Source organism: Mesorhizobium sp. M1365, from assembly GCF_040317865.1.
Classification (GTDB): domain Bacteria; phylum Pseudomonadota; class Alphaproteobacteria; order Rhizobiales; family Rhizobiaceae; genus Mesorhizobium.
This window is the reverse complement of sequence record NZ_JAMYLG010000028.1, coordinates 44,631-67,447: the sequence shown is the minus strand read 5'-3', so window position 1 is coordinate 67,447 and position 22,817 is coordinate 44,631. Positions and strand designations below refer to the sequence as shown.

Annotated in this window: 24 protein-coding genes; 12 read left to right on the top strand and 12 right to left on the bottom strand. The window is 63.6% G+C overall.

All coding sequences use genetic code 11. From position 1 onward, the window contains the following. The first annotated feature begins 126 nt into the window (after nt 1-126). From radA to NKH04_RS24035, 6 genes are all read left to right on the top strand, one after another. On the top strand, nt 127-1,545 hold the full coding sequence (gene radA, locus NKH04_RS24060; protein ID WP_352615843.1) for a DNA repair protein RadA: 1,419 nt from the start codon (nt 127-129) through the stop codon (nt 1,543-1,545). Nucleotides 1,546-1,592: 47 nt separating this feature from the next. After that, entirely contained in the window at nt 1,593-2,264 is a 672-nt protein-coding gene (locus NKH04_RS24055) for a CvpA family protein (RefSeq protein ID WP_023677716.1), read from the top strand. A gap of 125 nt (nt 2,265-2,389) precedes the next feature. Further along, entirely contained in the window at nt 2,390-3,859 is a 1,470-nt protein-coding gene (gene purF, locus NKH04_RS24050) for an amidophosphoribosyltransferase (RefSeq protein ID WP_023677717.1), read from the top strand. Between the two features lie 74 nt (nt 3,860-3,933). Beyond that, complete coding sequence (locus tag NKH04_RS24045; protein WP_254820236.1) at nt 3,934-4,674, top strand: SDR family NAD(P)-dependent oxidoreductase; 741 nt, start codon at nt 3,934-3,936, stop codon at nt 4,672-4,674. A gap of 80 nt (nt 4,675-4,754) precedes the next feature. Beyond that, nucleotides 4,755-5,384: a hypothetical protein gene (locus tag NKH04_RS24040; RefSeq protein WP_352871477.1), complete on the top strand. Its 630-nt coding sequence runs from the start codon at nt 4,755-4,757 to the stop codon at nt 5,382-5,384. Nucleotides 5,385-5,514: 130 nt separating this feature from the next. Further along, on the top strand, nt 5,515-5,736 hold the full coding sequence (locus tag NKH04_RS24035; protein WP_023677720.1) for a hypothetical protein: 222 nt from the start codon (nt 5,515-5,517) through the stop codon (nt 5,734-5,736). 34 nt (nt 5,737-5,770) lie between these two features. On the opposite strand, the gene NKH04_RS24030 is transcribed toward NKH04_RS24035, so the two are convergent. Beyond that, nucleotides 5,771-6,277 (bottom strand): OsmC family protein, encoded by a 507-nt coding sequence (locus NKH04_RS24030; RefSeq protein WP_352871479.1) that lies wholly within the window; start codon nt 6,275-6,277, stop codon nt 5,771-5,773. Between the two features lie 321 nt (nt 6,278-6,598). Between NKH04_RS24030 and NKH04_RS24025 the strand changes: the two genes are divergently transcribed. Further along, complete coding sequence (locus NKH04_RS24025) at nt 6,599-7,507, top strand: DMT family transporter (protein WP_502899634.1); 909 nt, start codon at nt 6,599-6,601, stop codon at nt 7,505-7,507. 196 nt (nt 7,508-7,703) lie between these two features. On the opposite strand, the gene NKH04_RS24020 is transcribed toward NKH04_RS24025, so the two are convergent. Then, the gene (locus NKH04_RS24020) at nt 7,704-8,558 is read right to left on the bottom strand and encodes a LysR substrate-binding domain-containing protein (protein ID WP_352771628.1); all 855 of its coding nucleotides are present in this window, start codon (nt 8,556-8,558) and stop codon (nt 7,704-7,706) included. Nucleotides 8,559-8,672: 114 nt separating this feature from the next. Between NKH04_RS24020 and NKH04_RS24015 the strand changes: the two genes are divergently transcribed. Further along, nucleotides 8,673-9,080, top strand: a complete 408-nt coding sequence (locus NKH04_RS24015; protein WP_353045064.1) for a tautomerase family protein — start codon at nt 8,673-8,675, stop codon at nt 9,078-9,080. 156 nt (nt 9,081-9,236) lie between these two features. Continuing rightward, nucleotides 9,237-11,459, top strand: a complete 2,223-nt coding sequence (locus NKH04_RS24010; protein WP_352871482.1) for an AMP-binding protein — start codon at nt 9,237-9,239, stop codon at nt 11,457-11,459. Between the two features lie 121 nt (nt 11,460-11,580). On the opposite strand, the gene NKH04_RS24005 is transcribed toward NKH04_RS24010, so the two are convergent. From NKH04_RS24005 to NKH04_RS23995, 3 genes are all read right to left on the bottom strand, one after another. Beyond that, nucleotides 11,581-11,844, bottom strand: coding sequence for a hypothetical protein (locus NKH04_RS24005; RefSeq protein WP_023677727.1), 264 nt, complete (start codon nt 11,842-11,844; stop codon nt 11,581-11,583). A gap of 249 nt (nt 11,845-12,093) precedes the next feature. Further along, nucleotides 12,094-12,909 carry a CDP-alcohol phosphatidyltransferase family protein gene (locus NKH04_RS24000; protein ID WP_023677728.1) on the bottom strand — a complete coding sequence of 272 codons (816 nt, stop codon included), beginning with the start codon at nt 12,907-12,909 and terminating at the stop codon, nt 12,094-12,096. A gap of 3 nt (nt 12,910-12,912) precedes the next feature. After that, nucleotides 12,913-13,611 (bottom strand): phosphatidylserine decarboxylase, encoded by a 699-nt coding sequence (locus tag NKH04_RS23995; RefSeq protein ID WP_023677729.1) that lies wholly within the window; start codon nt 13,609-13,611, stop codon nt 12,913-12,915. 266 nt (nt 13,612-13,877) lie between these two features. On the opposite strand from NKH04_RS23995, the gene NKH04_RS23990 reads away from it, so the two are divergent. Continuing rightward, complete coding sequence (locus tag NKH04_RS23990) at nt 13,878-14,744, top strand: SMP-30/gluconolactonase/LRE family protein (protein WP_352871484.1); 867 nt, start codon at nt 13,878-13,880, stop codon at nt 14,742-14,744. Nucleotides 14,745-14,749: 5 nt separating this feature from the next. Here NKH04_RS23990 and NKH04_RS23985 read toward each other — a convergent pair whose 3' ends face one another. From NKH04_RS23985 to NKH04_RS23970, 4 genes are all read right to left on the bottom strand, one after another. Then, nucleotides 14,750-15,097 (bottom strand): antibiotic biosynthesis monooxygenase, encoded by a 348-nt coding sequence (locus NKH04_RS23985; RefSeq protein WP_352871626.1) that lies wholly within the window; start codon nt 15,095-15,097, stop codon nt 14,750-14,752. An 89-nt stretch (nt 15,098-15,186) separates the two neighbouring features. Then, nucleotides 15,187-17,073 (bottom strand): ABCB family ABC transporter ATP-binding protein/permease, encoded by a 1,887-nt coding sequence (locus NKH04_RS23980; protein ID WP_353045063.1) that lies wholly within the window; start codon nt 17,071-17,073, stop codon nt 15,187-15,189. A gap of 19 nt (nt 17,074-17,092) precedes the next feature. Then, on the bottom strand, nt 17,093-17,467 hold the full coding sequence (locus NKH04_RS23975) for an ArsR/SmtB family transcription factor (RefSeq protein WP_352471075.1): 375 nt from the start codon (nt 17,465-17,467) through the stop codon (nt 17,093-17,095). Nucleotides 17,468-17,527: 60 nt separating this feature from the next. Then, nucleotides 17,528-19,033, bottom strand: a complete 1,506-nt coding sequence (locus NKH04_RS23970; RefSeq protein ID WP_352501835.1) for a LysM peptidoglycan-binding domain-containing protein — start codon at nt 19,031-19,033, stop codon at nt 17,528-17,530. A 114-nt stretch (nt 19,034-19,147) separates the two neighbouring features. On the opposite strand from NKH04_RS23970, the gene NKH04_RS23965 reads away from it, so the two are divergent. Further along, nucleotides 19,148-19,759, top strand: a complete 612-nt coding sequence (locus NKH04_RS23965) for an LOG family protein (RefSeq protein WP_352471073.1) — start codon at nt 19,148-19,150, stop codon at nt 19,757-19,759. A gap of 80 nt (nt 19,760-19,839) precedes the next feature. Here NKH04_RS23965 and NKH04_RS23960 read toward each other — a convergent pair whose 3' ends face one another. Beyond that, nucleotides 19,840-20,745, bottom strand: a complete 906-nt coding sequence (locus tag NKH04_RS23960; RefSeq protein ID WP_352743309.1) for a LysR substrate-binding domain-containing protein — start codon at nt 20,743-20,745, stop codon at nt 19,840-19,842. Nucleotides 20,746-20,845: 100 nt separating this feature from the next. Between NKH04_RS23960 and NKH04_RS23955 the strand changes: the two genes are divergently transcribed. After that, nucleotides 20,846-21,136 (top strand): muconolactone Delta-isomerase family protein, encoded by a 291-nt coding sequence (locus NKH04_RS23955; protein WP_352448978.1) that lies wholly within the window; start codon nt 20,846-20,848, stop codon nt 21,134-21,136. A 55-nt stretch (nt 21,137-21,191) separates the two neighbouring features. On the opposite strand, the gene rarD is transcribed toward NKH04_RS23955, so the two are convergent. Both rarD and NKH04_RS23945 read right to left on the bottom strand, forming a co-directional pair. After that, nucleotides 21,192-22,124, bottom strand: coding sequence for an EamA family transporter RarD (gene rarD, locus NKH04_RS23950; protein WP_352615876.1), 933 nt, complete (start codon nt 22,122-22,124; stop codon nt 21,192-21,194). A 150-nt stretch (nt 22,125-22,274) separates the two neighbouring features. Further along, complete coding sequence (locus NKH04_RS23945) at nt 22,275-22,814, bottom strand: hypothetical protein (protein WP_352501831.1); 540 nt, start codon at nt 22,812-22,814, stop codon at nt 22,275-22,277. Nucleotides 22,815-22,817 lie beyond the last annotated feature (3 nt).

Sequence of the window (22,817 nt, the reverse complement as noted above, 5' to 3'; positions counted from 1 at the left end):
CCTCCCCCCCCCCCTCGTGCCCGCCGCAAAAACCCCCCCCGGGGGGGTTTTTGTGAATCGCCCCGCCCGCACAGAGGGGGGCGCTGTCCCGCCGACCTGTCTTTCAATTGTCGCAGGCCGCGCCTGATGGCCAAATCCCGCGTCCAGTTCATCTGCCAGAATTGCGGCTCCGTGCATCAGCGCTGGGCCGGCAAATGCGATGCCTGCGGCGAGTGGAACACGCTGGTCGAAGAAGGCACGGCAGGCGGCATCGGCTCGGGCCCGGCCAACATGCGCAACGCCCGCAAGGGCCGCGCGGTGGTGCTGACCAGCCTGTCCGGCGATATCGAGGACGCGCCGCGCATCGTCTCCGGCATCGGCGAGCTCGACCGCGCCACCGGCGGCGGCTTCGTGCGCGGCTCGGCGCTGCTGGTCGGCGGCGATCCCGGCATCGGCAAGTCGACGCTGCTCACCCAGGCCGCGGCCGCGCTGGCGGCAAAGGGCCACCGCATCGTCTATGTCTCGGGCGAAGAGGCGGTCGCGCAGATCAGGCTGCGCGCCCAGCGGCTCGGCGTCGCCGACACCCCGGTCGAGCTCGCCGCCGAAACCAATGTCGAGGACATCCTCGCCACCATCGCCGATGGTAAGCGGCCGGATCTGGTCATTCTCGATTCGATCCAGACGCTGTGGACCGATATGGCCGATTCGGCGCCCGGCACGGTGACCCAGGTGCGTGCCGCCGCCCAGGCGATGATCCGCTACGCAAAATCCACAGGGGCGGCGATCGTTCTGGTCGGCCACGTCACCAAGGAGGGCCAGATCGCCGGACCGCGCGTCGTCGAGCACATGGTCGACGCGGTGCTCTATTTCGAGGGCGAAGGCGGCCACCACTACCGCATCCTGCGCACGGTCAAGAATCGCTTCGGGCCGACCGATGAGATCGGTGTCTTCGAAATGTCGGACAAGGGCTTGCGGGAAGTCGCCAACCCGTCCGAGCTTTTCCTCGGTGAGCGCCATGCGAAGTCGCCGGGTGCCGCGGTTTTCGCCGGCATGGAAGGCACACGGCCGGTGCTGGTCGAGATCCAGGCGCTGGTGGCGCCATCGACGCTGGGCACACCGCGCCGCGCCGTCGTCGGCTGGGACGGTGCCCGGCTGTCGATGATCCTGGCGGTTCTGGAAGCCCATTGCGGCGTCCGCTTCGGCACGCACGACGTCTATCTCAACGTTGCCGGCGGCTACCGCATTTCGGAGCCGGCGGCCGACCTGGCAGTGGCGGCGGCACTGGTTTCCTCGCTCACCGGTCTTGCCCTTCCCGCCGATTGCGTCTATTTCGGCGAAATCAGCCTGTCGGGTGCGGTGAGGCCGGTTGCGCATGCGCAGCAGCGCCTCAAGGAAGCCGAAAAGCTGGGTTTCGGACGCGCGGTTCTGCCCTTGGGCAGCGAGGAACTTGTTGGTGGTAATGCGGTCGGGGGGATCGGAGCCAGCGCTTTCCAGCCCACCGAGCTTGCCGATCTCGTGGCGCGAATAGCCGGCTCTCGGCGCAGCCGCGCCGACGAGCAAGAGTGATGCGGCTCGTCGGGCCGTGAAAAAGAGATCGGAGTGGGGCGAAAAACATGCCGATTACGCTGCTTGACGGAATTCTCGTCGGCTTCACCCTGGTCTCGGCGATGCTCGCTATGGTTCGCGGCTTTTCGCGCGAGATCCTGTCGATCATCTCCTGGGCAGCCGCCGCGGCCGCCGCCTTCTTCTTCTACAAGCCGGTGCTGCCTTACATTCAGCCCTATGTCGACAACGAAAAGGCCGCCATGGCGGCGGCCGCCGGTATCGTCTTCATTGTCGCGCTGATCGTCGTTTCGGTCATCACCATGAAGCTCGCCGACTGGATCATCGATTCCAGGATCGGCGCGCTCGATCGTACACTTGGCTTCCTCTATGGCGCGGCGCGCGGCATCCTGGTCGTCGCTGTCGCGCTGCTTTTCTTCAATTGGCTGGCCGGCGCCAAGGCTCCAGGCTGGATTGCCAACGCCAAGTCAAAGCCATTGCTCGAATCGATCGGCGCCAAGCTCGAAAGCCTGCTGCCCGAGGATCCGGAAAACGCCATCCTCAACAAGCTCAATCCGAATCAGCCGGCCACCGAGACGCCTCTGGCCCCCGATGCGCCTGCAGCGGAAGCCCCTGCCGCCGGCGACGACGCCACTGCTCCGGCACCCGACGACAGCGATGCGCCGCCGGCCGACAATGCGCCCGCGACGCCGGCACCTGCAAACCCGGCGCCGGCAAACTGATTTCGACAGACTTGCGAGGCTCAAGACTGTCGATCATGTGAACGCCGCACGACGTGCGTTGCTTTCGATGCGCTATGACCTTATATGGCGACTTTAGCGGAGCTTGAGCCCCAATGGCAGCCTCAGTGGCAGACGCAGACGACGTGCTTTCCGCCGAAGCCGACGACCATTTCCACGACGAATGCGGCGTGTTCGGCATTTTCGGCCGGCAGGACGCCGCAGCCATCGTAACGCTCGGTCTGCATGCGTTGCAGCATCGAGGCCAGGAAGCGGCCGGCATCGTTTCCTATGACGGCACCCAATTCCATGTCGAACGCCATGTCGGCCTGATCGGCGACACCTTTACTAAGCAGCGTGTCATCGACAGCCTGCAAGGCAACCGTGCCATCGGGCACACACGCTATGCCACCACCGGCGGCGCCGGTCTGCGCAATATCCAGCCTTTCTTCGCCGAACTTGCCGATGGCGGCTTTGCCGTCGCCCATAACGGCAATCTCACCAACGCCATGACCGTTCAGCGCGCCCTCCAGAAGCAAGGCGCCATCTTCTCTTCCACCTCCGACACCGAAACGCTCCTGCACCTGGTTGCCACCAGCAAGGAGCGCGACCTGAATTCGCGCTTCATCGATGCGGTGCGCCAAGTCGAAGGCGCCTTCTCGCTGGTGGCGATGACGTCCAAGAAGATGATCGGGTGCCGCGACCCGCTCGGCATCCGCCCGCTGGTGCTCGGCGATCTCGACGGCGCCTGGATTCTCGCCTCCGAGACCTGCGCGCTCGATATTATCGGTGCGCGTTTCGTGCGCGACCTGAAGCCCGGCGAAATGGTCGTCGTCACCAGCAAGGGCATCGAAAGCCTGTTCCCGTTCGAGCCGCAGAAGACCCGCTTCTGCATCTTCGAATATGTCTATTTCGCGCGGCCGGATTCGTCGGTCGAAGGCCGCAACGTCTATGAAGTGCGCAAGCGCATCGGCGCCGAGCTGGCGCAGGAAAGTCCGGTCGAGGCCGACATCGTCGTGCCGGTGCCGGATTCGGGCACGCCGGCGGCGATCGGCTTTTCGCAGGCCGCGGGCATTCCGTTCGAGCTCGGCATCATCCGCAATCACTATGTTGGCCGCACCTTCATCCAGCCCGGCGATTCGATCCGCCACATGGGTGTCAAGCTCAAGCACAACGCCAATCGCCGCATGATCGAAGGCAAGCGTGTGGTGCTGGTCGACGATTCGATCGTGCGCGGCACCACCAGCCAGAAGATCGTCCAGATGGTGCGCGATGCCGGCGCCAAGGAAGTGCATATGCGCATCGCTTCGCCACCGACGCGCGCCTCCTGCTTTTACGGCGTCGACACACCGGAAAAGTCGAAGCTGCTGGCGTCGCGCATGTCGGTGGAGGAGATGGCCGAGTTCATCCGCGTCGATTCGCTCGGCTTCCTGTCGATCGACGGGCTCTACCGCGCCGTCGGCGAGGCCGGCCGCGACAACGAGCAGCCGCAATTCTGCGACGCCTGCTTCACCGGCCAGTATCCGACCCGGCTTGCCGACTTCGAAGGCTCCGACAATGTGCGCACGCTGTCGCTGTTAGCGGCCGGCGGGTCATAGGCCTTGCCGGTCCGTTTGTCTCCCTCCCCTTAGCCCCTCACGGCGGTTTCACCTTGCCTGTCGGAATCCATCGTATGAGCCTTGACCTCTCCGGCCGCGTTGCGGTCGTCACCGGCGCCTCGCGCGGCATCGGCTATTTCATCGCCAGGGAGCTTGCCGCGGCCGGTGCGCATGTGATTGCGGTTGCTCGCACCGTCGGCGGGTTGGAAGAACTCGACGACCAGATCAAGGCAGGTGGCGGACAGGCGACGCTGGTACCGCTCGATCTTGCCGACATGGCGGGGATCGACCGGCTGGGCGGCGCCATCCACGAGCGCTGGGGCAAGCTCGACATACTGGTCGCCAACGCCGCCGTGCTCGGCGTCATCGCCCCGATCGGCCATGTCGAGGCCAAGACCTTCGAGAAGGTGATGACCATCAACGTCACCGCAACATGGCGGCTGATCCGCTCGGTCGACCCGCTGCTCAGGCTTTCCGATGCCGGCCGTGCTATTGTGCTGAGCTCCAGCCTTGCCCACTCCGCACGCGCCTTCTGGGCGCCTTATGCGGCGTCGAAGGCGGCGGTCGAGGCCATGACGCGTTCATGGGCGCATGAGACCGAAAACCTCCCGCTCAGGGTCAATGCCGCCGATCCCGGGGCAACGCGCACCGCGATGCGGGCGCAGGCGGTACCCGGCGAGGATCCTGAAACACTGCCGCACCCTTCGGAGATCGCCAAGCGAATCGTGCCGCTGGCCAGCCCCACGCTCAAGGAGACCGGGCTGATCTTCCAGGCCAAGCACAATCGCTTTGTCGCCTACCGGCAGCCGGAGTAGCCACACATCGCATTTTGCCGGAAGAATTGCGCCGGCACCAACGTTGTTCGGGTGCCACAATTCGAGAAACGGAGGACCATATGCGGAGACTGCTTCTCTTGACTGCCACCGCGCTGCTTGCAGTGATCGGCGCCGCGTCGTCGCAGGAGGCAACGATGAGCTTTTTCGTCACCAGCGTCGGCTCTGGCAAAGGCGCCGATCTCGGCGGTCTCGCCGGCGCCGACGCCCATTGTAGTTCACTGGCCGAAGCCGCGGGCGTTACCGGCAAGACATGGCGCGCCTATCTCTCGACCAGCGATACCGATGCACGCGACCGTATCGGCAAAGGCCCGTGGTTCAACGCCAAGGGCGTCAAGATCGCCGATGATGTCGCTTCCCTGCATAGCGATGCCAACGCCATCACCAAACAGACGGCACTCGACGAAAAGGGCCAAATGGTCAACGGCCGCGGCGACGCGCCCAACCGGCACGACGTGTTGACCGGCTCCAAGCCGGATGGCACGAAAATAGCCGACCAGACCTGCGGCGACTGGACGCTGAGCGGAGCAGAAGGTGTGGCGATGATGGGTCATCACGATCGTACCGGCCTCGATGATTCGGCAGCCGCCAAATCGTGGAATTCCTCGCATGCGTCACGCGGTGGCTGCAGCCAGGAAGCGCTGAAGGGCACCGGCGGCGACGGCCTGTTCTATTGTTTTGCGGTGAACTGAACCAAAACGACCCGACATCACGTGGCTGTGATACCGTGGCTTAACGCCGCGCTTTGGCCCAGCTTTCGCCGCTGGGCCGGAGTTGCTAGGATCGTGCGACTCCCAAAACAAGCAGAGCGAGGAAATACTCATGGCGACACCGAGCGTAGCGTTAGTCTGGTATCTGGTGATCGCCGGCCCGCAAGGCGGCATGGTCGTGCTGCCCAGCACATTCGACACCCGCGAACAGTGCGCCTTCGCCATAACCGAATACCAGAAGCAACCGACGCCGGCCGGCTGGTCGGTGCAGTGCGTGCCGAGCGCCTCGCCCTTCGCCGACGAGGGCGACGCCGAGGAGCCGTCGGCGCAGTAGGACAGCGTGATCTCCCCACTTGAGGGGGAGATCGTCAGCGTCGCGCGCTTACCGTCAGCTCCGGCTTCTGGCTGATGGTCTGCAACACGACGCAGTAGCGCTCGGTCAGCTTGAGCAGCGCATCGATGCGCTCCTGCGGCTCGTCGGTGTCGAGGCCAAATGTCAGCCGGATGGCGCGGAAGCCAACCGGCGCATCCTTTGCCACGCCAAGCGTGCCGCGAAAGTCTAGGTCGCCTTCGGCCTCCACCGTGGCGGCCCCAAGCTTGAATTCCAGCGCCGTGGCCACCGCCTTCAGCGTGACGCCGGCGCAAGCCACCAGTGCCTCCAGCAGCATGTCGCCGGAGCAGAGTTCGAGCCCGGTGCCGCCGGTCGCCGGATGCAGCCCGGCAATGGCGATCGCCCTGCCTGTCTCGACCTTGCAGGCGATCGATTGGTCGTCGATCGAGCCTTTGGCGCGGAGAGTAATCAGCGCGCGCGAGGCGTCGTCGCGATAGGCCACCTTCAGCGGCGCCTGTATGGCCTTCAATGCGATCGCGTCCATTTCGTTTCTCTCCCATAGTTGCCTGGCTTCGCCGCCTAACGGCGATGCCGTCTGCCCAAACGCAAGTCTCCGCTGGCGTAGCGCTTGGCAGGGTTTCGCCCGTATAGCCTGACGATAAGGGGAGCATCCAACGCCTTCACACCGTCTCTCGCAACACATTCGTAAGGCCGCCGGACATATGGCCGACATCGCCATCGTGGAAACCCGCGAACGCGTTCTTGCCGGAATCCTGTTCACCGGGGCTGCCTACCTGCTGTTTTCGATGCAGGACGCCTCAAGCTGACACTATGGTGTCAGGAAGGGGCAGCGTAGGCTGGTGAGATGACGGGATCGCTGGACATGCCATGCACAGTGGAAAGCGCCCGCGAGCGTACCCTCGGCATCATCCTGGTCTCGGCATCGGCGGCCGTCTTCGGCCTCACCGGCGTGCTGACCAAATCGATCCATGCCGACCCGCTGACCATTACCTGCTGGCGCGGCTTCGTCGGCTCGATCCTGATCAGCCTCTATGTCCTATGGCGCCGCCAGCGCTCCGGCGGTCGCGACAGCTTGCGGCTCGGCTGGCGAGGCTGGCTGCTGGCGATCGAGGGCGCGCTCGCGAGCATCGCCTTTATCTCGGCGTTCAAGTTCACCTTTGTCGCCAATGTCGCGATCATTTATGCCACGGCCCCGTTCGTCACCGCGCTGCTGGCCCTCCTGTTGGTCCGCGAGCCGTTCCGGCTGCAGACGCTTGCCGCCGCTGCTGTGTCATTATGCGGTGTGGCAATCATGGTCTGGTCCGGCTTCGGCACCGGCCATTTGTTCGGCGACGGGCTGGCGCTGCTGATGACGATCGGCAGCGCGCTCTACATGATCATGGTGCGCGCCTTCCGCGACACGCCGGTGGTGTGGGCGGGTGCGGTGTCGGCATTCCTTTTGTTCGTGCTCGGCTGGTTCGTCGCCGATCCGCTGGCTGTCTCGGCCAGGGACGCTGTGCTTCTGGCCACCTTCGGCGCCTCGTTCGCGCTGGCTTCGATCCTGTGGACGGAGGGCACCCGGCTTATTCCGGCGGCCGAGTCCGGATTGCTGGGTTCAGCTGAAGTGCCATTCGCGATCCTGTTTGCCTTCCTGTTCCTGGCGGAGATCCCGCCGGCAGCCAGCATGGTCGGTGGCGCCATCGTGCTTTGCGCGGTGTTCGCTCACGCCGGCCGCGACTGGCTGATGGCCAGGCAGCGCGCAGCGGATGCATGACCAATCCTCGCCGCGTCCGAGCGCGAGTTGGTGGTCCGATCACGAGAAATCCGGTCCTGAAAATTAATTTGAAAAGTCATGGAACCATCATAGGGCTCAGGCATTATGGCTGCGACGGGCCACCCCAAGTCCCCCCAAACCCCTCGGCCCGTCCTACTCAGAAGCCGACCGCAAGGTCGGCTTTTTCTTTGCTGGCTCAATTGGCCAAGGCCAGGTTGCCGCTGAACAACGCTGCCAGATCCTGCGCCGGCCGGTCGGCATCCTCACGCAAGCGGACGGCGAATTCGGCGACCGGCACCGGCGGCAGATCAAGATCGCGCGGCGCCTCGACGATGCCGGAATGAGCGAAGCGCGCCGTCCTCAACGTCAAGGCGATGCCGGCGTGCACCGCCGTGCGCAGGCCGGCAAGGCTGGCACTGCCGGCAGCAATGCGGTAGCGACGGCCGGCCGCATCGAGTGCACTGGTCGCCGCTTCGCGAAACCCGCAATGGGGATCGAGCAACGCCAAGGGCAGTTCGTCGTGGCGGGTGGCCAGCCCGTTCTGTGAGCAAAGCCAGATCATTGGTTCCTTGAGCACACCGACTTCGTCCCGTGTCGGCACCTGCCGCATGGCAATGGCCAGATCAAGGGTGCCGGCCTGCAAAGCCTGCGCCAGTTCGGCGGAACGGCCGACGCGCAGTTCGATCCTGACGCGCGGATGGCTGACAGCAAAAGCCCTGAGAAGCTGCGGCAAGCCGCTGTCGGCGAAATCCTGCGTGGTGCCGATGGCGACGCGCCCGTCGGCGTGCGCGCCTTTGAGGGCCAGCCACGCCTCGCGGTGCGCGGCAAGGATGCGACGCGCGTGAACGATCAGATCCTCGCCTGCCGGCGTCAGGCCGCGCCCTCGCCCCTGCGGCACCAGCAGCGGTTCGCCGACAACATCCTCCAGCCGCTGCATCTGCGCGGTCACTGCGGACGGCGAGCGACCGACGATCGACGCGGCCCGCGCCAGGGAACCGCCATCGACGAAAGCGAGGAAAGTCTTGAGGAGATCGGGATCGAACAACTGCATAATTCGATGCTATCAAAGTGTTTATCAAAAACAATTCTATTTTTTTGATCAAAGGACGATGGCATGATTTTCTCGACGGCGAAGAGGCGCCGCTTGAAACCGAGGAGAAGAAACATGCCGATCATCAATGTCAGCGTTACCGGCAAGCCCGATGCCGCTTTGTCCGCCGCCATTGCCAGGGAAGTGACCGAACTGACAGCCACGCATCTGCGCAAGGACGCGACGATCACAGCTGTTGCCATTTCCTATCACGACCCCGAGCACTGGTTCGCCGGCGGCAAGTCGCTGGCCGAGCATGGCACCAACACGGCCTGGCTCGACATCAAGGTTGTCGACGGTACCAACACCAAGCTCGAACTGGAGGCGTATCTGCAGGCAATTTTCGCGGCATTCGGCCGGCTGCTGGGTAAGGTGCATGGGGAAAGCTACGCCCTCGTGCATGAAGTGCCTGCGGCCGCCTATGGCTTTGGCGGCAAGACGCAGGAATTCCGCTTCATCAGCGGAAGGATGAAAGCGGCGTAGCTGCGATAAGCAGCCGAGCCGAATCAAACATAGGCGAATCAAACATAGGAGAGAAGGAAAAATGGAGCCGCATTGACGTTGATCCAACTTCGGCTAGGTTCTCACCCGAAGCGGCCGGTGAAGAGCCGCGACGTGAGATCGTTGGGAGATGCGGCGATGATCCTGACACTGGCGCTGCTTGCGGGTCTTGTCGCGGCCTGGCTGCTGATCGGCGTGGTGGAGAAGTTCCGCCTCGGCCTGCGTTTGAGCCAGGCGCTGCTCTACGTGCCGTTCAAGCTCGCCTACCGGATCAGCGACGAGCGCATCAAGATTGCGCGCAGGTCGGTGGCCCCGGTCATCTATGTCATCTGGCATCAGTCACGCATCGAGCCGGCGCTGATGCTGTCGCTGCTGCCGGAAGACACGCTGCACATCCTCGACCAGGCTTCGGCCAGATCGCCGTGGCTGGAGCCGTGGCGCGAGCTCGGCCGCACCATCGCCTTCAACGCCGAGCATGTCTTCGTCAGCCGCAGATTGGTGCGGGTGCTGAAGGGCAAGGGCCGGCTCGCCGTTTACCTGCCGGATGCGGTCGAGCCAGACGTCAAGTCGTTTCGGTTGTTTCGCGCCATCACCCGTATCGCCATGCAGGCCGACGCCCGTATCGTGCCGATCTTCGTTGCCGGCGCACGCAGCCTGCCGGCCTCGCTGACGCCGGCGGACAAGGCGCCGCGCCATTGGTTTCCGCAGCTGTCGATCAGCGCGCTGGAGCCGATGACCATCGCCGAGCTGGTGGCGCGGAACCCAGATCAGGCCTCCAACACCAATGCGCTGTTTGATCGCTTCGCCGAGGCCAGGCTTTTCGGCAGTGATCTCGACCGAGGGCTGTTCCTCGCCATGCGCGATGCGGCCGACCGTGTTGGCGCTTCGCACCCAATAATCGAGGACGTCATTGGCGGTGCCCTGAGCTACCGGAAAGTGTTCATCGGCGCCAGGGTTTTGGGCCGACGGTTCGAGGCAATAACGGCGCCGGGCGAAGCGGTTGGGCTGCTCCTGCCCAACGCCAATGGCGTCGTGCTGTCGTTCGTCGGACTTTTGTCGGCTGCGCGGGTGGCAGCAATGATCAACTATACCGCCGGCCCGGCCAGCGTCACCGCCGCCATCCGCACGGCGATGATCCGCACCGTGGTCTCCTCACGCGCCTTTGTCGAAAAGGCCAACCTCGCCGACATCGTCGAGGCGGTGGAAAAGGGCGGGGCGAAACTGCTGTGGCTGGAGGATGTCCGCGCAAGCGTGACCGTGCTGGACAAGGCCGCAGCCGCCTTGCTGTGGCGCCGGCCGTTGCAGCGCCAGGATGCGGCCAAGCCGGCGGTGATCCTGTTCACCTCCGGCTCGGAAGGCACGCCCAAGGCCGTGGTGCTGTCGCACCGGAATCTTCTTGCCAATGCGATGCAGGCGGAAGCCCGCATCACCATCTCGCCGGCCGATATCTTGCTCAACGTGCTGCCGGTGTTCCACTCGTTCGGGCTGACCGGCGGCACCATCCTGCCGCTGGTCACCGGAGTAAAGCTGTTCCTCTACCCGTCACCGCTGCACTACAAACTTATTCCGGAGGTGGCGCGCAAGGTCCGGCCGACGGTGATGTTCGGCACCGACACGTTCCTCGCCAACTATGCCCGCACCGCCAAGGACGGCGATTTTTCCAGCCTGCGCTTCGTCGTGGCCGGTGCCGAGGCGGTAAAGCCGGAGACGCGCCGAGTTTACCGCGAGCGCTTCCAGGCCGAGATCATCGAAGGTTTTGGCTTGACCGAGGCCGCACCAGTGGTTGCCGTCAACACCGCCATCCACGGCCGCGACGGAACGGTCGGGCGGCTGCTGCCGGCCATGCGCATGAAACTCGAACCGGTCGAAGGCATCAGCGACGCCGGCCGGCTGTGGCTCGACGGGCCGAACCTGATGATGGGCTACATGACCGGCGACCGGCCGGGCGAGTTGCAGCCGCTCGAAGGCTGGCACGACACCGGCGATATCGTTTCGGTCGATCGCGAAGGCTTCATCACCATTCGCGGCCGCGCCAAGCGCTTCGCCAAGATAGCCGGCGAGATGGTATCGCTTGGCGCGGTCGAGATGCTGGTGCAGTCGCTGTGGCCGGAAGAGCACCACGCCGTGGTGGCAGTGCCGGACAAGCGGCGCGGCGAGCGCCTCGTTCTGGTCACCACGGCCGACAATGCCGATCCCGACGAATTGCGGGAATTCGGCAAAAAAGCCGGGGCGGCCGAACTGATGGTGCCGAACGACATCGTCAAGGTCGAGGAGATCCCGGTACTGGGCTCCGGCAAGACCGACTATGTCTCGACTAGAAAGCTGGCGCTCGAGAGGCTGGGACTGAGCGCAGCCGCCTGAGGCTTGCTGTCGAAAACTCTAAAGCGCGTCGCGTTCGACCGGCCTTGTGCGACGCGCTTTAGATTCTTGTTTTTATGCATGTCGTTATCGCAAAACCGCTGCACACTTTTGCGCGAATGCATTAGAAGACCACCACCGACAACAGCAGAATGGCGCCGACGGCCATCATCAGAAGGCCCGGCCAGTTCTGCGACAGGCCGAGAAAACGGAGCCCGCGCCGCCGCGGCTCCAGGGTCGGACCTGGTGTTGCGAGATAAGGCGTCGGACTGTCCGGCGCGGTGGAGACAGCGGCCGGTTCACTAAGCCGCCCGCGCATGATGGCTGCTACCGCCATATAGACGAGGCCGGCGACAGTCAGTAACACGCCGATGAGGATGACAGCCATTTCTCCTCGTTTCCGATGGTTCTGCGCCCGATGCGGCAGCTTGCGCGACGTAGATGACATACCACGAGCAGCCGGTCAGACGGACCTACCAAACACAAACGGTCTAGCCGCCCAGCAAGTTCCGAAAACGGGGCTTTTGAGGTGCATTCCACAGCGCCGCGCGCTGTGTGAGCCGGTCCTGAGTCTAAACGGACGACCCTTTTCGGAATCATGCACTGCCAGGCGCGACGCGAACTGGCACCAAATCTGTCAGCCAATATCCGAGGACGGCACCTTCTCGCCTTCGCGCTTGGCGCGTCTCGAATAGGCGCGCACACTGAACGGCAAGAAGACCAGATAGCCGGCAACCGAGGCCGTCAGCGTATACCAGGGATAGGTCATCAAAAGCAGGACGTAGAGGACGACTGCGAGGATGATCGGCAGCACCCTGTCGCCCGGTATCCTGACGCTCTTGCCGGAATAGACGGGCAGTCTGCTGACCAGCAGGAACGCCACCAATATTGTAAAGCCGGTGGCAATGAAGGCTGCCAGGCGGCTGGGTTCAAGCCCAAGCCTTAGGAAGAACAGATAGAGCGGCAGCATCACCAGCACCGCACCCGCCGGCGCCGGCACGCCGACGAAATATTCGGTCTGCCACTGCGGACGGTCGAGCTCTTCGTCGAGCACGTTGAAACGGGCAAGCCTCATCCCACAGGCGATTGTGAACAGCAGCGCGGCGATCCAGCCCGGCGAACCTGCCCTGTCGAGCAGAAAGGCATAGAGCACCAGCGCCGGTGCCACGCCGAAATTGACGATATCGGCCAGCGAATCCATCTGGGCGCCGAATTTGGAAGTCGCCTTCAGCATTCGCGCCAGACGGCCGTCGATACCGTCGAGGAAGGCCGCGAGCAGCACCATCACCACCGCTGGCTCGAAGCGGCCCTCGAAGCCGAAGCGAATACCGGACAGGCCGGCGCAGATGGCGAGCACCGTGACCAGATTGGGCAGCACCATGCGCATCGGGATTTCGCGAATGCGCGGGCCACCGCCGCCATGCGCCTCGAATTTCTTGAACGGCGGGGCCACCGGTCAGGAGATCCGCACGAGCGGCGTTGCGGCAACGCCGCCGAATTCCGCCAGCACCGTCTCACCGCCAACCGCGGTCTGGCCGACGGCGACACGCGGCGTCGCGGTCGAGGGCAGGAATACATCGACGCGCGAGCCAAAGCGGATCAGCCCGAAGCGCTCGCCGGTGCCGATGGCGCCGCCGGGCTCGGCCCAGCAGACGATGCGCCGCGCCACCAGGCCGGCAATCTGTACCGCGGCGACCGTTCCATTGGGGCTTTCGATGACCAGCCCGTTGCGCTCGTTCTCGGTGCTTGCCTTGTCGAGTTCGGCGTTGAGGAATTTTCCTGGCCGATGCTCGATCCTGGAAATGCGGCCGCGCACCGGGGAGCGGTTCACGTGGCAGGAAAAGACGTTCATGAACACCGAGATGCGGGTCATTTCACCGCCGCCGAGGCCAAGCTCGCGCGGCGGCACGGCCGGGCCAACCGCCGAGACGATGCCGTCGGCCGGGCTGACAACCAGCCGGTCATCGATCGGCGTGACACGCTCGGGATCGCGGAAGAAATAGGCGCACCAGGCCGTCAGGATGAGACCGATCCAGAACAGGGTCGAGGAGAAGTAGCCAAGAAAGAGCGTCGCCGCGCCGAACGCAGCGATAAAGGGATAACCCTCGCGATGGATCGGAACGAACGCATTCTTGATCGTGTCAACGAGGCTCATGGGATGAGGGCAACCTTGGTTCCAAGTCCGGCCTCAATAGCGGAAACACCCCGCGGTCGCAACGCGACAATGAGAGCGCTCGGGGGGTGGCGGTCGCCGCCGTTTCGGGATGCCGTTAGCAGCATCCGGACTGCCGAAGTGATCAACCGGAAATGTTCATTGCGATTGTCGGAACGCAGCACTCTCGCCCGTCCTTGGCAAGACAGCGCCTCTCATCGGCCTTTCGGCCATGACGATTTGCGCAAAAACCCGGAGGTTCTCGGCCCATGCAGAAATCAGTAGCCAGGCAAGTGCAAGTGGTGATGAACGGCTTGGCCTTCGGCGAGTCACCGCGCTGGCACGACGGCCGGCTGTGGTTCTGCAACTGGGGCACAGGCCAGATCATCGCCGTTGACGCCCTAGGCAACAGCGAGATCGCGCTCACCGTGCCGGCCACCCTGCCCTATTCCATTGACTGGCTGCCGGACGGGCGCCTGCTTGTCGTGTCCGGCCGCGAAGGGCTGATCCTCAGGCAGGAGGCAGACGGGACATTGGTCACCCATGCCGATCTGAGACAACTATCAAAGAGCCCGTGGAACGAGATCGTCGTCGATGGACGCGGCAACATCTATGTCAATGGTGGTGGGCCCGCTCCGGGTCCCGGCCAGCATTTCGGCCCCGGCGCCATCGTGCTGGTCGCGCCTGACGGCTCGGTTCAGCAGGTGGCTGAGAACCTCGCCTTCGCCAATGGCATGGCGGTGACGCCTGACAACAAGACGCTTATCGTTGCCGAGTCCCACGCCAACCGGCTGACCGCCTTCGACATCGCTGCCGATGGTGGCCTTTCCAACCGCAGGATCTGGGCCAATCTCGGCAACGGTTTTCCCGACGGCATCTGCCTCGATGCCGAAGGTGCGGCCTGGTATGCCGACGTTCCGAACCGGCATTGCGTGCGGGTGCGCGAGGGCGGCGCGATGCTCGAAAGTGTCGATGTCGACCGCGGCTGCTTTGCCTGCATGCTCGGCGGCAGCGAGGGAAAAAAGCTGTTCATCGTCGCCGCCGAATGGCGCGGCTTCGAACATATGATCAGCGATGCCCGTACCGGCCAAGTGCTCAGCGTCGACGCTACTGCGCCGGGCGCCGGCTGGCCGTAGAGAGCTTACATCCCGGGAATCCGCTGATAGTTGGCAATATCGGCCTTGACGCCAAGTCGCGCGATGGTCTCCTGAGGCTTGAAGCCGCTGCGCTCATGCGCGGCCTTGATGATCGGCACGACCTTGTCGACCGCGGCCTGCCCTTCCCATTCGACAATGGTCACGAGGTTGAACTCGCCCGGCCCCGAGAATTGCTCAAGCAGGAAATCCTGGACGAACCCTTGCTGCTGGCGCAGCAAATCATGCGTCATCCGGACCTTGGCAAGAATCTCCTCGCGGGCGTTGGCCGGAACGACAAACTTGTCCACCCGGAATACACTGCCGCCACTAACTGCCTGATTTATCCCATTCATATCGATTGTCTCCGTTTTTGAACGACGCATTTTGCTGCGATCCAAAACGGCCTACGATCTCAACTTAAGTTGAGGTCAAGCACGAATTTTCAGCCCACCTCCGAGGTGCGGCGGCGGACGACGACGCCGAACTCGTCGCTTTCGCGGGCAATGCGCAGCCGCTCCTCGGCCTCGCTTGCCTCGCGCTGGCGGTCCCACATCGATGCATAAAGGCCGCGCTTGGCTATCAAGGCGACATGGGTGCCGCGCTCGGCGATCTGGCCATCCTGCAGGACGATGATCTCGTCGGCCGAAATCACTGTGGACAGCCGATGGGCGATGACGAGGGTGGTGCGGCCCTGGCTGACCAGGTCGAGTGCCGCCTGGATCTCCTGCTCGGTGTGGCTGTCCAGCGCCGAGGTCGCCTCGTCGAGCATCAGGATCGGCGGCGCCTTCAAAATGGTGCGGGCAATCGCCACCCGCTGCTTCTCGCCGCCGGACAGTTTTAATCCGCGCTCGCCGACCATTGAGCGATAGCCGTCGGGCAGCCGCTCGATGAACGGTCCGATCTGGGCCAGTTCTGCCGCCTTGCGCACATCCTCCTCGCTGGCGCCGACGCGGCCGTAGCGGATGTTGTAGGCGATGGTGTCGTTAAACAGCACCGTGTCCTGCGGCACCATGCCGATGGCAGCGCGCAAGCTCTCCTGCGTCACGTCGCGAATGTCCTGGCCGTCGATCAGAATCTTGCCGCGCTGGATGTCGTAGAAGCGAAACAAAAGCCGCGAAATGGTCGACTTGCCGGCTCCGGAGGGTCCGACGATGGCCACCGTCTTGCCGGCTGGCACCTCGAAGCTGATGCCCTTCAGGATCTTGCGGTTGGGGTCGTAGGAAAAATGTACGTCGCGGAACTCGACCCTGCCGGCATCGACGACCAGCGGCTTGGCGCCCGGCCGATCGACGATCTCACGCTTGACGTCGAGCAGATCGAACATGTTTTCGATGTCGGTCAGGCCCTGGCGAATTTCGCGGTAGATCATGCCGATGAAATTCAGCGGCACCGAAAGCTGCATGAGCATGGCGTTGACGAAGACGAAATCGCCGACGCTCTGTGTGCCCGCCTTCACCTCGAGCGCCGACATCACCATGACGACGGTCATGCCGATACCGAAGATCACACCTTGGCCGAAGTTCAGCCAGCCAAGCGAGGTCCAGGTCCTGGTCGCCGCCAACTCGTAGCGCGCCGTGGACCGGTCGAACCGCTCGGCCTCCATGGTTTCGTTATTGAAATATTTGACTGTTTCGTAGTTGAGCAGCGAGTCGATCGCCTTCGTGCTGGCTTCATTGTCGCTTTCGTTCATCTCACGGCGGATCGAAATACGCCAATCGCTCGCCCTGACGGTGAACCAGACATAGAGCCAGACCGTGACCGCGATCACCAAGACGTATAGCCAGCCATAGGTGACGGCGAAGATGCCGGCGGTGAGCGCGAATTCGACGATTGTCGGCGCCGTCGCCAGCATGGTGAAGCGGACTATCGTCTCGATGCCCTTGGTGCCGCGCTCAATGACGCGCGACAGTCCGCCGGTGCGCCGTTCGAGGTGGAAGCGCAGCGACAGTTCGTGCATGTGCACGAAGGTGCGGAAGGCGAGCCGGCGGACCGCATGCTGGCCGACCCGTGCAAACAGGGCATCGCGTAACTGGTTGAAGCCGAGCTGCACCAGCCGCACCGCATTGTAGGCGACGACCAGCATGACCGGCGCCAGCAGCAGGGCCGGCAGCGGCGGCGGCGATTTGCTATCGCCGGCCAGTGCGTCGGTCGCCCATTTGAAGAAATAGGGTCCGGCCACCAGGGTCAGCTTGGCGACCACCAGCAGTACGGTGGCCCATACCACTCGGGCCCTCAGGTCGGCGCGGTCGGCCGGCCACATATAGGGCCAGAGATTGCGCAACGTTCTGAAGGTCGAGCCGGAATCTGCGGAAACGGTTTTCTCGGCCATTCTTGTTTACCTTATGATTTTAGCGGCCGGAGCAGCAGGAATCGACCAGCGCGGCCAGCGATGCCGAAACATCGGCGAGCGCGGCGCGGTCGAGCTCATAGCGGGAGCGCTGGCGGTCAGGCTCGAAGCGGATCAGCCCGGCCTCGACCAGGATCTTCAAATGCTGGGAAACGGTGGACTGCGCCAGGTCGAGATGCTCGACGACCTCGCGACAGCAGCAGGAACGGCTTGCGGAAAGGTGTTTGAGAATTTCGATCCGCGCTGGATGCGAAAGGGCCGCGAGCCGGACAGCGACAGCGCGGCTATCCGGCATGCAGTTGGCCGGCGTGCAGTTGGCCGGCGGGCGTTCATCTGCCGCGCGGCTTCGGTCCGTTACGAGGGGGGATTCGGTCATCGTCCATCGGCGATAAACGATGACTGGCCCTGCCGCAAGCTATCCTGATGGGCAGAACGGCTATTCGGCCTTGACTGGCGCCGTCGTCATCTGGTCGCCCATTGCCTTGAGATCGGCGGGCTCGCCTTCCTTCGATTTCTCCGGCACCTTGAACACCTGCCCCGGCCAGATTCGGTTCGGATTGCTGATCTGGTCCTGGTTGGCGAGATAGATGGTCGAGTAGCGCATGCCCTGGCCATAGACCCGCCGCGAAATCCGCCACAGCGTGTCATGGCGGCGGATGATGACTGCGCCATCGGCATGTTCGAGCTTTGGCGCCACGGTCTCGGGCGTTTCGCCCGGAGGCGTTGCGACAGCCATTTCGGCCGGGGCCTCGGTTGTAGGAGCGGGGGCAGTTGCGGGCGTTTCGGCGGCCGTTGCCGGTGCGCCTTCGGTCGCCGGAGCATTCGGCTCGGCTGGTTTTATCCCGGCAGGCTTCTGCTCGGCCGGCGCCACGGCCGCAACCGCCTCACCAGGCTCGCGCTCGAACGGCACAGCCGCACGGGCCACCACCGTCACGCCGTCGGCGTCGAGCGCATCGACGTGGATGGTGTAGGTGCCGACCGGGATGTCGCGTGTCGCTTCGACCAGGAAGTGGCGGTCGGGCGAGGTCTTCGCGTCACCGAGCAGGATATCGTTGGCATACGCACGCACCTTGCGGCCGGGATCGGCGACGCCGGCAACGAAAATCTTGTTGCCGTCGATTTCGACAGCTTCGACGACGATCTTCCGCTCCGCCGCGGAAGTAGCGGGCGCTGCCGGTGTGGCGGGCGCTGCCGGAGCCGGCGCGGCTTCAACAGCGGCCGGCGCGGCAGGAGCAGACGCTGCTGGAACGTCAGCCGCCGGGGCGGCTGGCGCCGGCGCTGCGGCAGCCGGCAATTCGGTGCCCGTGGCGGGTGGCTGAACGGCCGCCTGTTCGCCGACAGGCGGCGAGGCGTCAGATTTCGCCTGAGGGGCCGGAACAGTGAGCAGTTCGGACGGCTTGCCCGGCTCCTCGACCATTGCCAGCACCTGGCCGGTGGAATTCTGGGGGATCGAAACGACCGCGGTCTGCGCCGAGGCGGTCACGACATTGCCAGCCGTCGAGCGCAGCGTGATCGTGTAGTCGCCGGGCTTCAGCGGATCGTCGAGAATAATGGCAAAGGCGCCGTCGGGACCGGCGACCGTCGAGCCGAGCACAGCCGAACCGTTGAGAATCTCGACCTTGGCGTTGGGCGCCGCATTGCCGGCGACGACGATCGAGCCGTTGCTTTCGACGCGCACGATGTCGAAGGTCGGCACGATTGCACCTGCTGTGGCCGGCGCGGCGGGCGCTGCCGCATCGGTGGACGCGGCAGACGCAGGCGGCAGCCGGTCCTCGGTCGCCGGAGCGGCCGGTTTCGAAGCCGGCGGCGTCAGCGCCGCGACCTCCGCAGGCCGGGTAGAATTGAGATACGGGTCGAGTGCGCCCGATACATAGGCGGTTCCCGCTGCTGCGACAGAGCCGCCAGCCGCGAACAAAAACGCCTTCAATGGATTAATTGCCATGTTTCCCTGCCCCTTAGCCACCTAATTTCGGTCTAGCCTGTTTTGCCAAAGCCGACAAGAAAAAGCCCGCCCCGGGGCTTGACCATGCCTATAGTCCCTATCACCAATCATAACATGAACACGATTCGATCTGTCTGCGTCTATTGCGGCTCGTCCCCGGGCCGAGATGAGACCTATATCAAGGCCGGACACCTGCTTGGCCGCTCGATCGGCAAGTCTGGCCTGCGTCTGATTTATGGCGGCGGCACTAAAGGGATCATGGGTGCCGTCGCTGAAGGGGCATTAAAGGCCGGTGGCAAGGTAACCGGCATAATTCCACGCTTTCTGATCAACCGGGAGGCGACCGAAACCGCGCTTAACCGGCTCGACGAGCTCGTCATCACCGACAACATGCACGAGCGCAAGCACAGGATGTTTGAGAAATCCGACGCCTTTGTGGCGTTGCCCGGCGGCATCGGCACGGTCGAGGAGATCGTCGAGATCATGACTTGGGCGCAGCTCGGCCATCACCGCAAGCCGATCGTCTTCGGCAACGTCGGAGGGTTCTGGGATCCGATGCTGGCGTTGCTCGACCACATGGCAACGGAGGGCTTCATCCACACGGCGCAACGGGTCAAGCCGCTGGTGGTCGAGGATCCGGAAGCAATCGTCGCCGCTATCATGGTGGCGGGATCCTCCGTCGATGCACCGACGGAGGGTGTGCAGTCGGTGATTGATAAGATGTAGAGTGAATGGTGAATGGTGAATGGTGAATGGTGAAGTAGAAGACTTTCCAAACCGGCGCCTGTCCATTCACTATTCACTATTCACTCCTTGCCTACTGCCTTCCTCAAGTCTCCGATGACCGCACGCTTGTCCTGACGCCGCCAGGCGAGATGGATCGAGACGGTGCGTTCAAACCACGGCAGATCGCGAAACACGGTCTGAGGCGGCGCGGCACTCCGCAGGCTGGCCTGCACCGTCGCCAGCCCAAGCCCGGCGCTGACCAGGCCCAACGACGTCAACGGATCGGTCGTCTCATAGGCAATGTCGGGCAGGAAGCCCGCCTTCGCGCAGGCGGCGAGAAATTGGCTGCGGTTGGTGTCGTCAGGCTGGCGCACCACCGTGATCCAGGTGCGTCCGTCCAGTTGCTGCGGCAGTATCTCCGCGATTTCTGCCAATGGATCGCCTTCCGGCATCGCCAGAACCAGCGGCTCGCGCATAATGAGCATGGCGGCGATGTCGGGATCGTCGGCAGGAGGAGGCGTGTAGACGAGGCCCAGATCGAGCGATCGTTCGCGCAGCGCTTCGATCTGGGCGGCGGAACGCTGACCCTTCAGTTGAAGATGAAATTCGGGCCGGTCGCGGCGAAACTGGCGCAGCATCCGAGCGACAAGCCCGGCATGGACCGCACCTTCCACATAACCGATGGCGAGACGGCCGACCGTACCGCTGGCGAGATTGCGGCCGAGCTCCTCCAGCCGTCTTGCATGGGCCAGCAGCGCACGCGCCTCGGCAAGAAAAGCGCGGCCCTCGGCATTGAGATGAACACGCTGCCTCGCCCTCTCGAACAGTGCGACGCCCAGCTGCTCCTCCAGCTGAATGATCTGACGGCTGAGCGGCGACTGCGAGATGTGCAGCAATTCGGCGGCACGCCCGACGTTGCCGGTTTCGGCCACCGTGATGAAATAGCGAAGCTGGCGCAGGTCGAACATTGTTGCTTCGATGCTCAAGTCCCGTGAGGTCTCAAATTTAGCCTAATCAGTCTTGGACTGTCTGGCCAGCAGAAGCGAATATTTCCGCCATTCCAACGGCCAACATCAGGAGATTCCGATGCAGTTCTTTGCCCTTCTTGCGCGCAACACCGAAAAGTTCACCGACGCCGATTTCGCGCCGCTGCTGCCTGGCGAGGCCGAGCAGCGCCGCACGCTCTATGCCGAAGGCGCCGTGCGTCAGGTGTGGAATCGGGGCGACATTCCCGGCAGCGGCATGATGTTCGAAGCCGGCAGCGATGCCGACGTGCGCCACCATCTTGCAACTTTGCCGCTGGTCAAGGCCGGCATGATGGATATTGCCGCCGTCGTGCCGCTGCAGCCATATCCCGGCTTCGGGCCGAAGCGCTGAGCGCTCGTGAAAGACGCGGCTGCCGGCATTAAGACCGGCCAGCCGCCTTTCTTCGTTACGCGGCTCGAGCTGATGCGGAAACGGTCTTGCGCGCCGAAGAAAACATCGACCAGGAGTACATCGCCAGTGCCGCCCAGATCAGCCCGAAGGCTATGGCCTGAACACTGCCGAAAGGTTCGCCGAAAATCAGCACCGCGATCAAAAAGACGATCGTCGGCGCGATATATTGCATGATGCCGATGGTGGAGAGGCGCAGCAGCCTGGCGCCGAACGCAAACAACAGCAGAGGCACGGCGGTGACCGGACCGCAGCCGATCAGCAAGGCGGTGTCGTTCAGCGAGCTCGAGACGAAATGATCCTGTCCTGTGGCGATCAGGAAGATGATGTAGCCGAGTGCCGGCACCGACAGCAGCAGCACTTCAAGCAGGAAGCCCTGGCTCGGGCCGATTGGCAGCGTCTTGCGGAAGAAGCCATAGGCGGCAAAGGAAAAGGCTAGCACCAGCGACACCCAGGGCAGTTTGCCAGCGTCGATGGTCAGCACCGCGACCGCGATTGCCGCCAGCACCACCGCCGCGATCTGCAGACGGTCGAGCCGCTCGCCGAGGAGCAGCGCGCCGACAACGACGCTGACCAGCGGGTTGATGTAATAGCCGAGCGCGGTCTCGATGGTGCGTTCGACCGCGATCGCCCAGACATAGATGCCCCAGTTGACCGAGATCAGCGCCGCCGTCAGCACCGCCATCGAAATGATGCGCGGCGAACGAACTGCCGCTTTGAAATCGGCAGTGCGACCGGCCCAGACCAGGACAGCGGCCGCGATCGGCACCGACCAGACGATGCGGTGGGCGATAACTTCGGCCAGCGGCAGATGCGCGACAGCCTTCATGTAGAAGGGCAGCAGCCCCCAAAGCAGGTAGGCGCCGAGCGCCAGCAGGAAGCCGCGACGAGCTTTGGTGTCGGCCTCGATGTGAAGTGCTTGGGTAGTCATGGCCCAAGGCTATGCGCCAGCGGCTTGCCCAAAACCATCGCAAATTGCTGATGGATCAATGGAGTCTTGCTGATGGTTCAACACGACCGCTAAACGTCGAACAATTGCCGCTGTCTGCGAGAGTGATTGCAGGCCCGGCACGACACGGTCTCAAGGCGGAGCAGGCTTCTCCTTGAGTTCGAAAAAGACGTTGTCGGGCGAACCTTCATCGTGCCGAAAGCCCGTCAGTTCCGCCGCAAGATCGAGGGGAAGGTCAAAAACAAGATCGACCTCTGTACCTTTGCTATCTTCTTCATCCTGCTTTGAAAAACACTGTTGCTTCAGCGCTTCGAAAGACGCAGGGAGATCACCCGTGACATGCAAGTCCCGCACGGTCTTGTCGCCGCTGTGCCAGACTTTCCAGATGTTCCTTCCGTCGCGCCAGAGCTCGGCGCGCGCGAACATTACATGCTCTTCTATGTGCGCGATCACGATTTCCCGCTCTTGCGAAATCGCGGCCAGATATTGCTGAGGCGGGTTCGGAAAGCTGCAGGGATCGAGGATGATGATCGCCCAGTTCTTTTCGCTGGCATAGGCGTTCACAGGCGCTTCGAAAATCTCCGATGGATCGCCAATCTCGCGTCCGAACAACGCCGCAGCTTCCTTTATCCCGTAACCGCGAAAGCCCAGCCAACTTATCGAAAAGCCCATTTC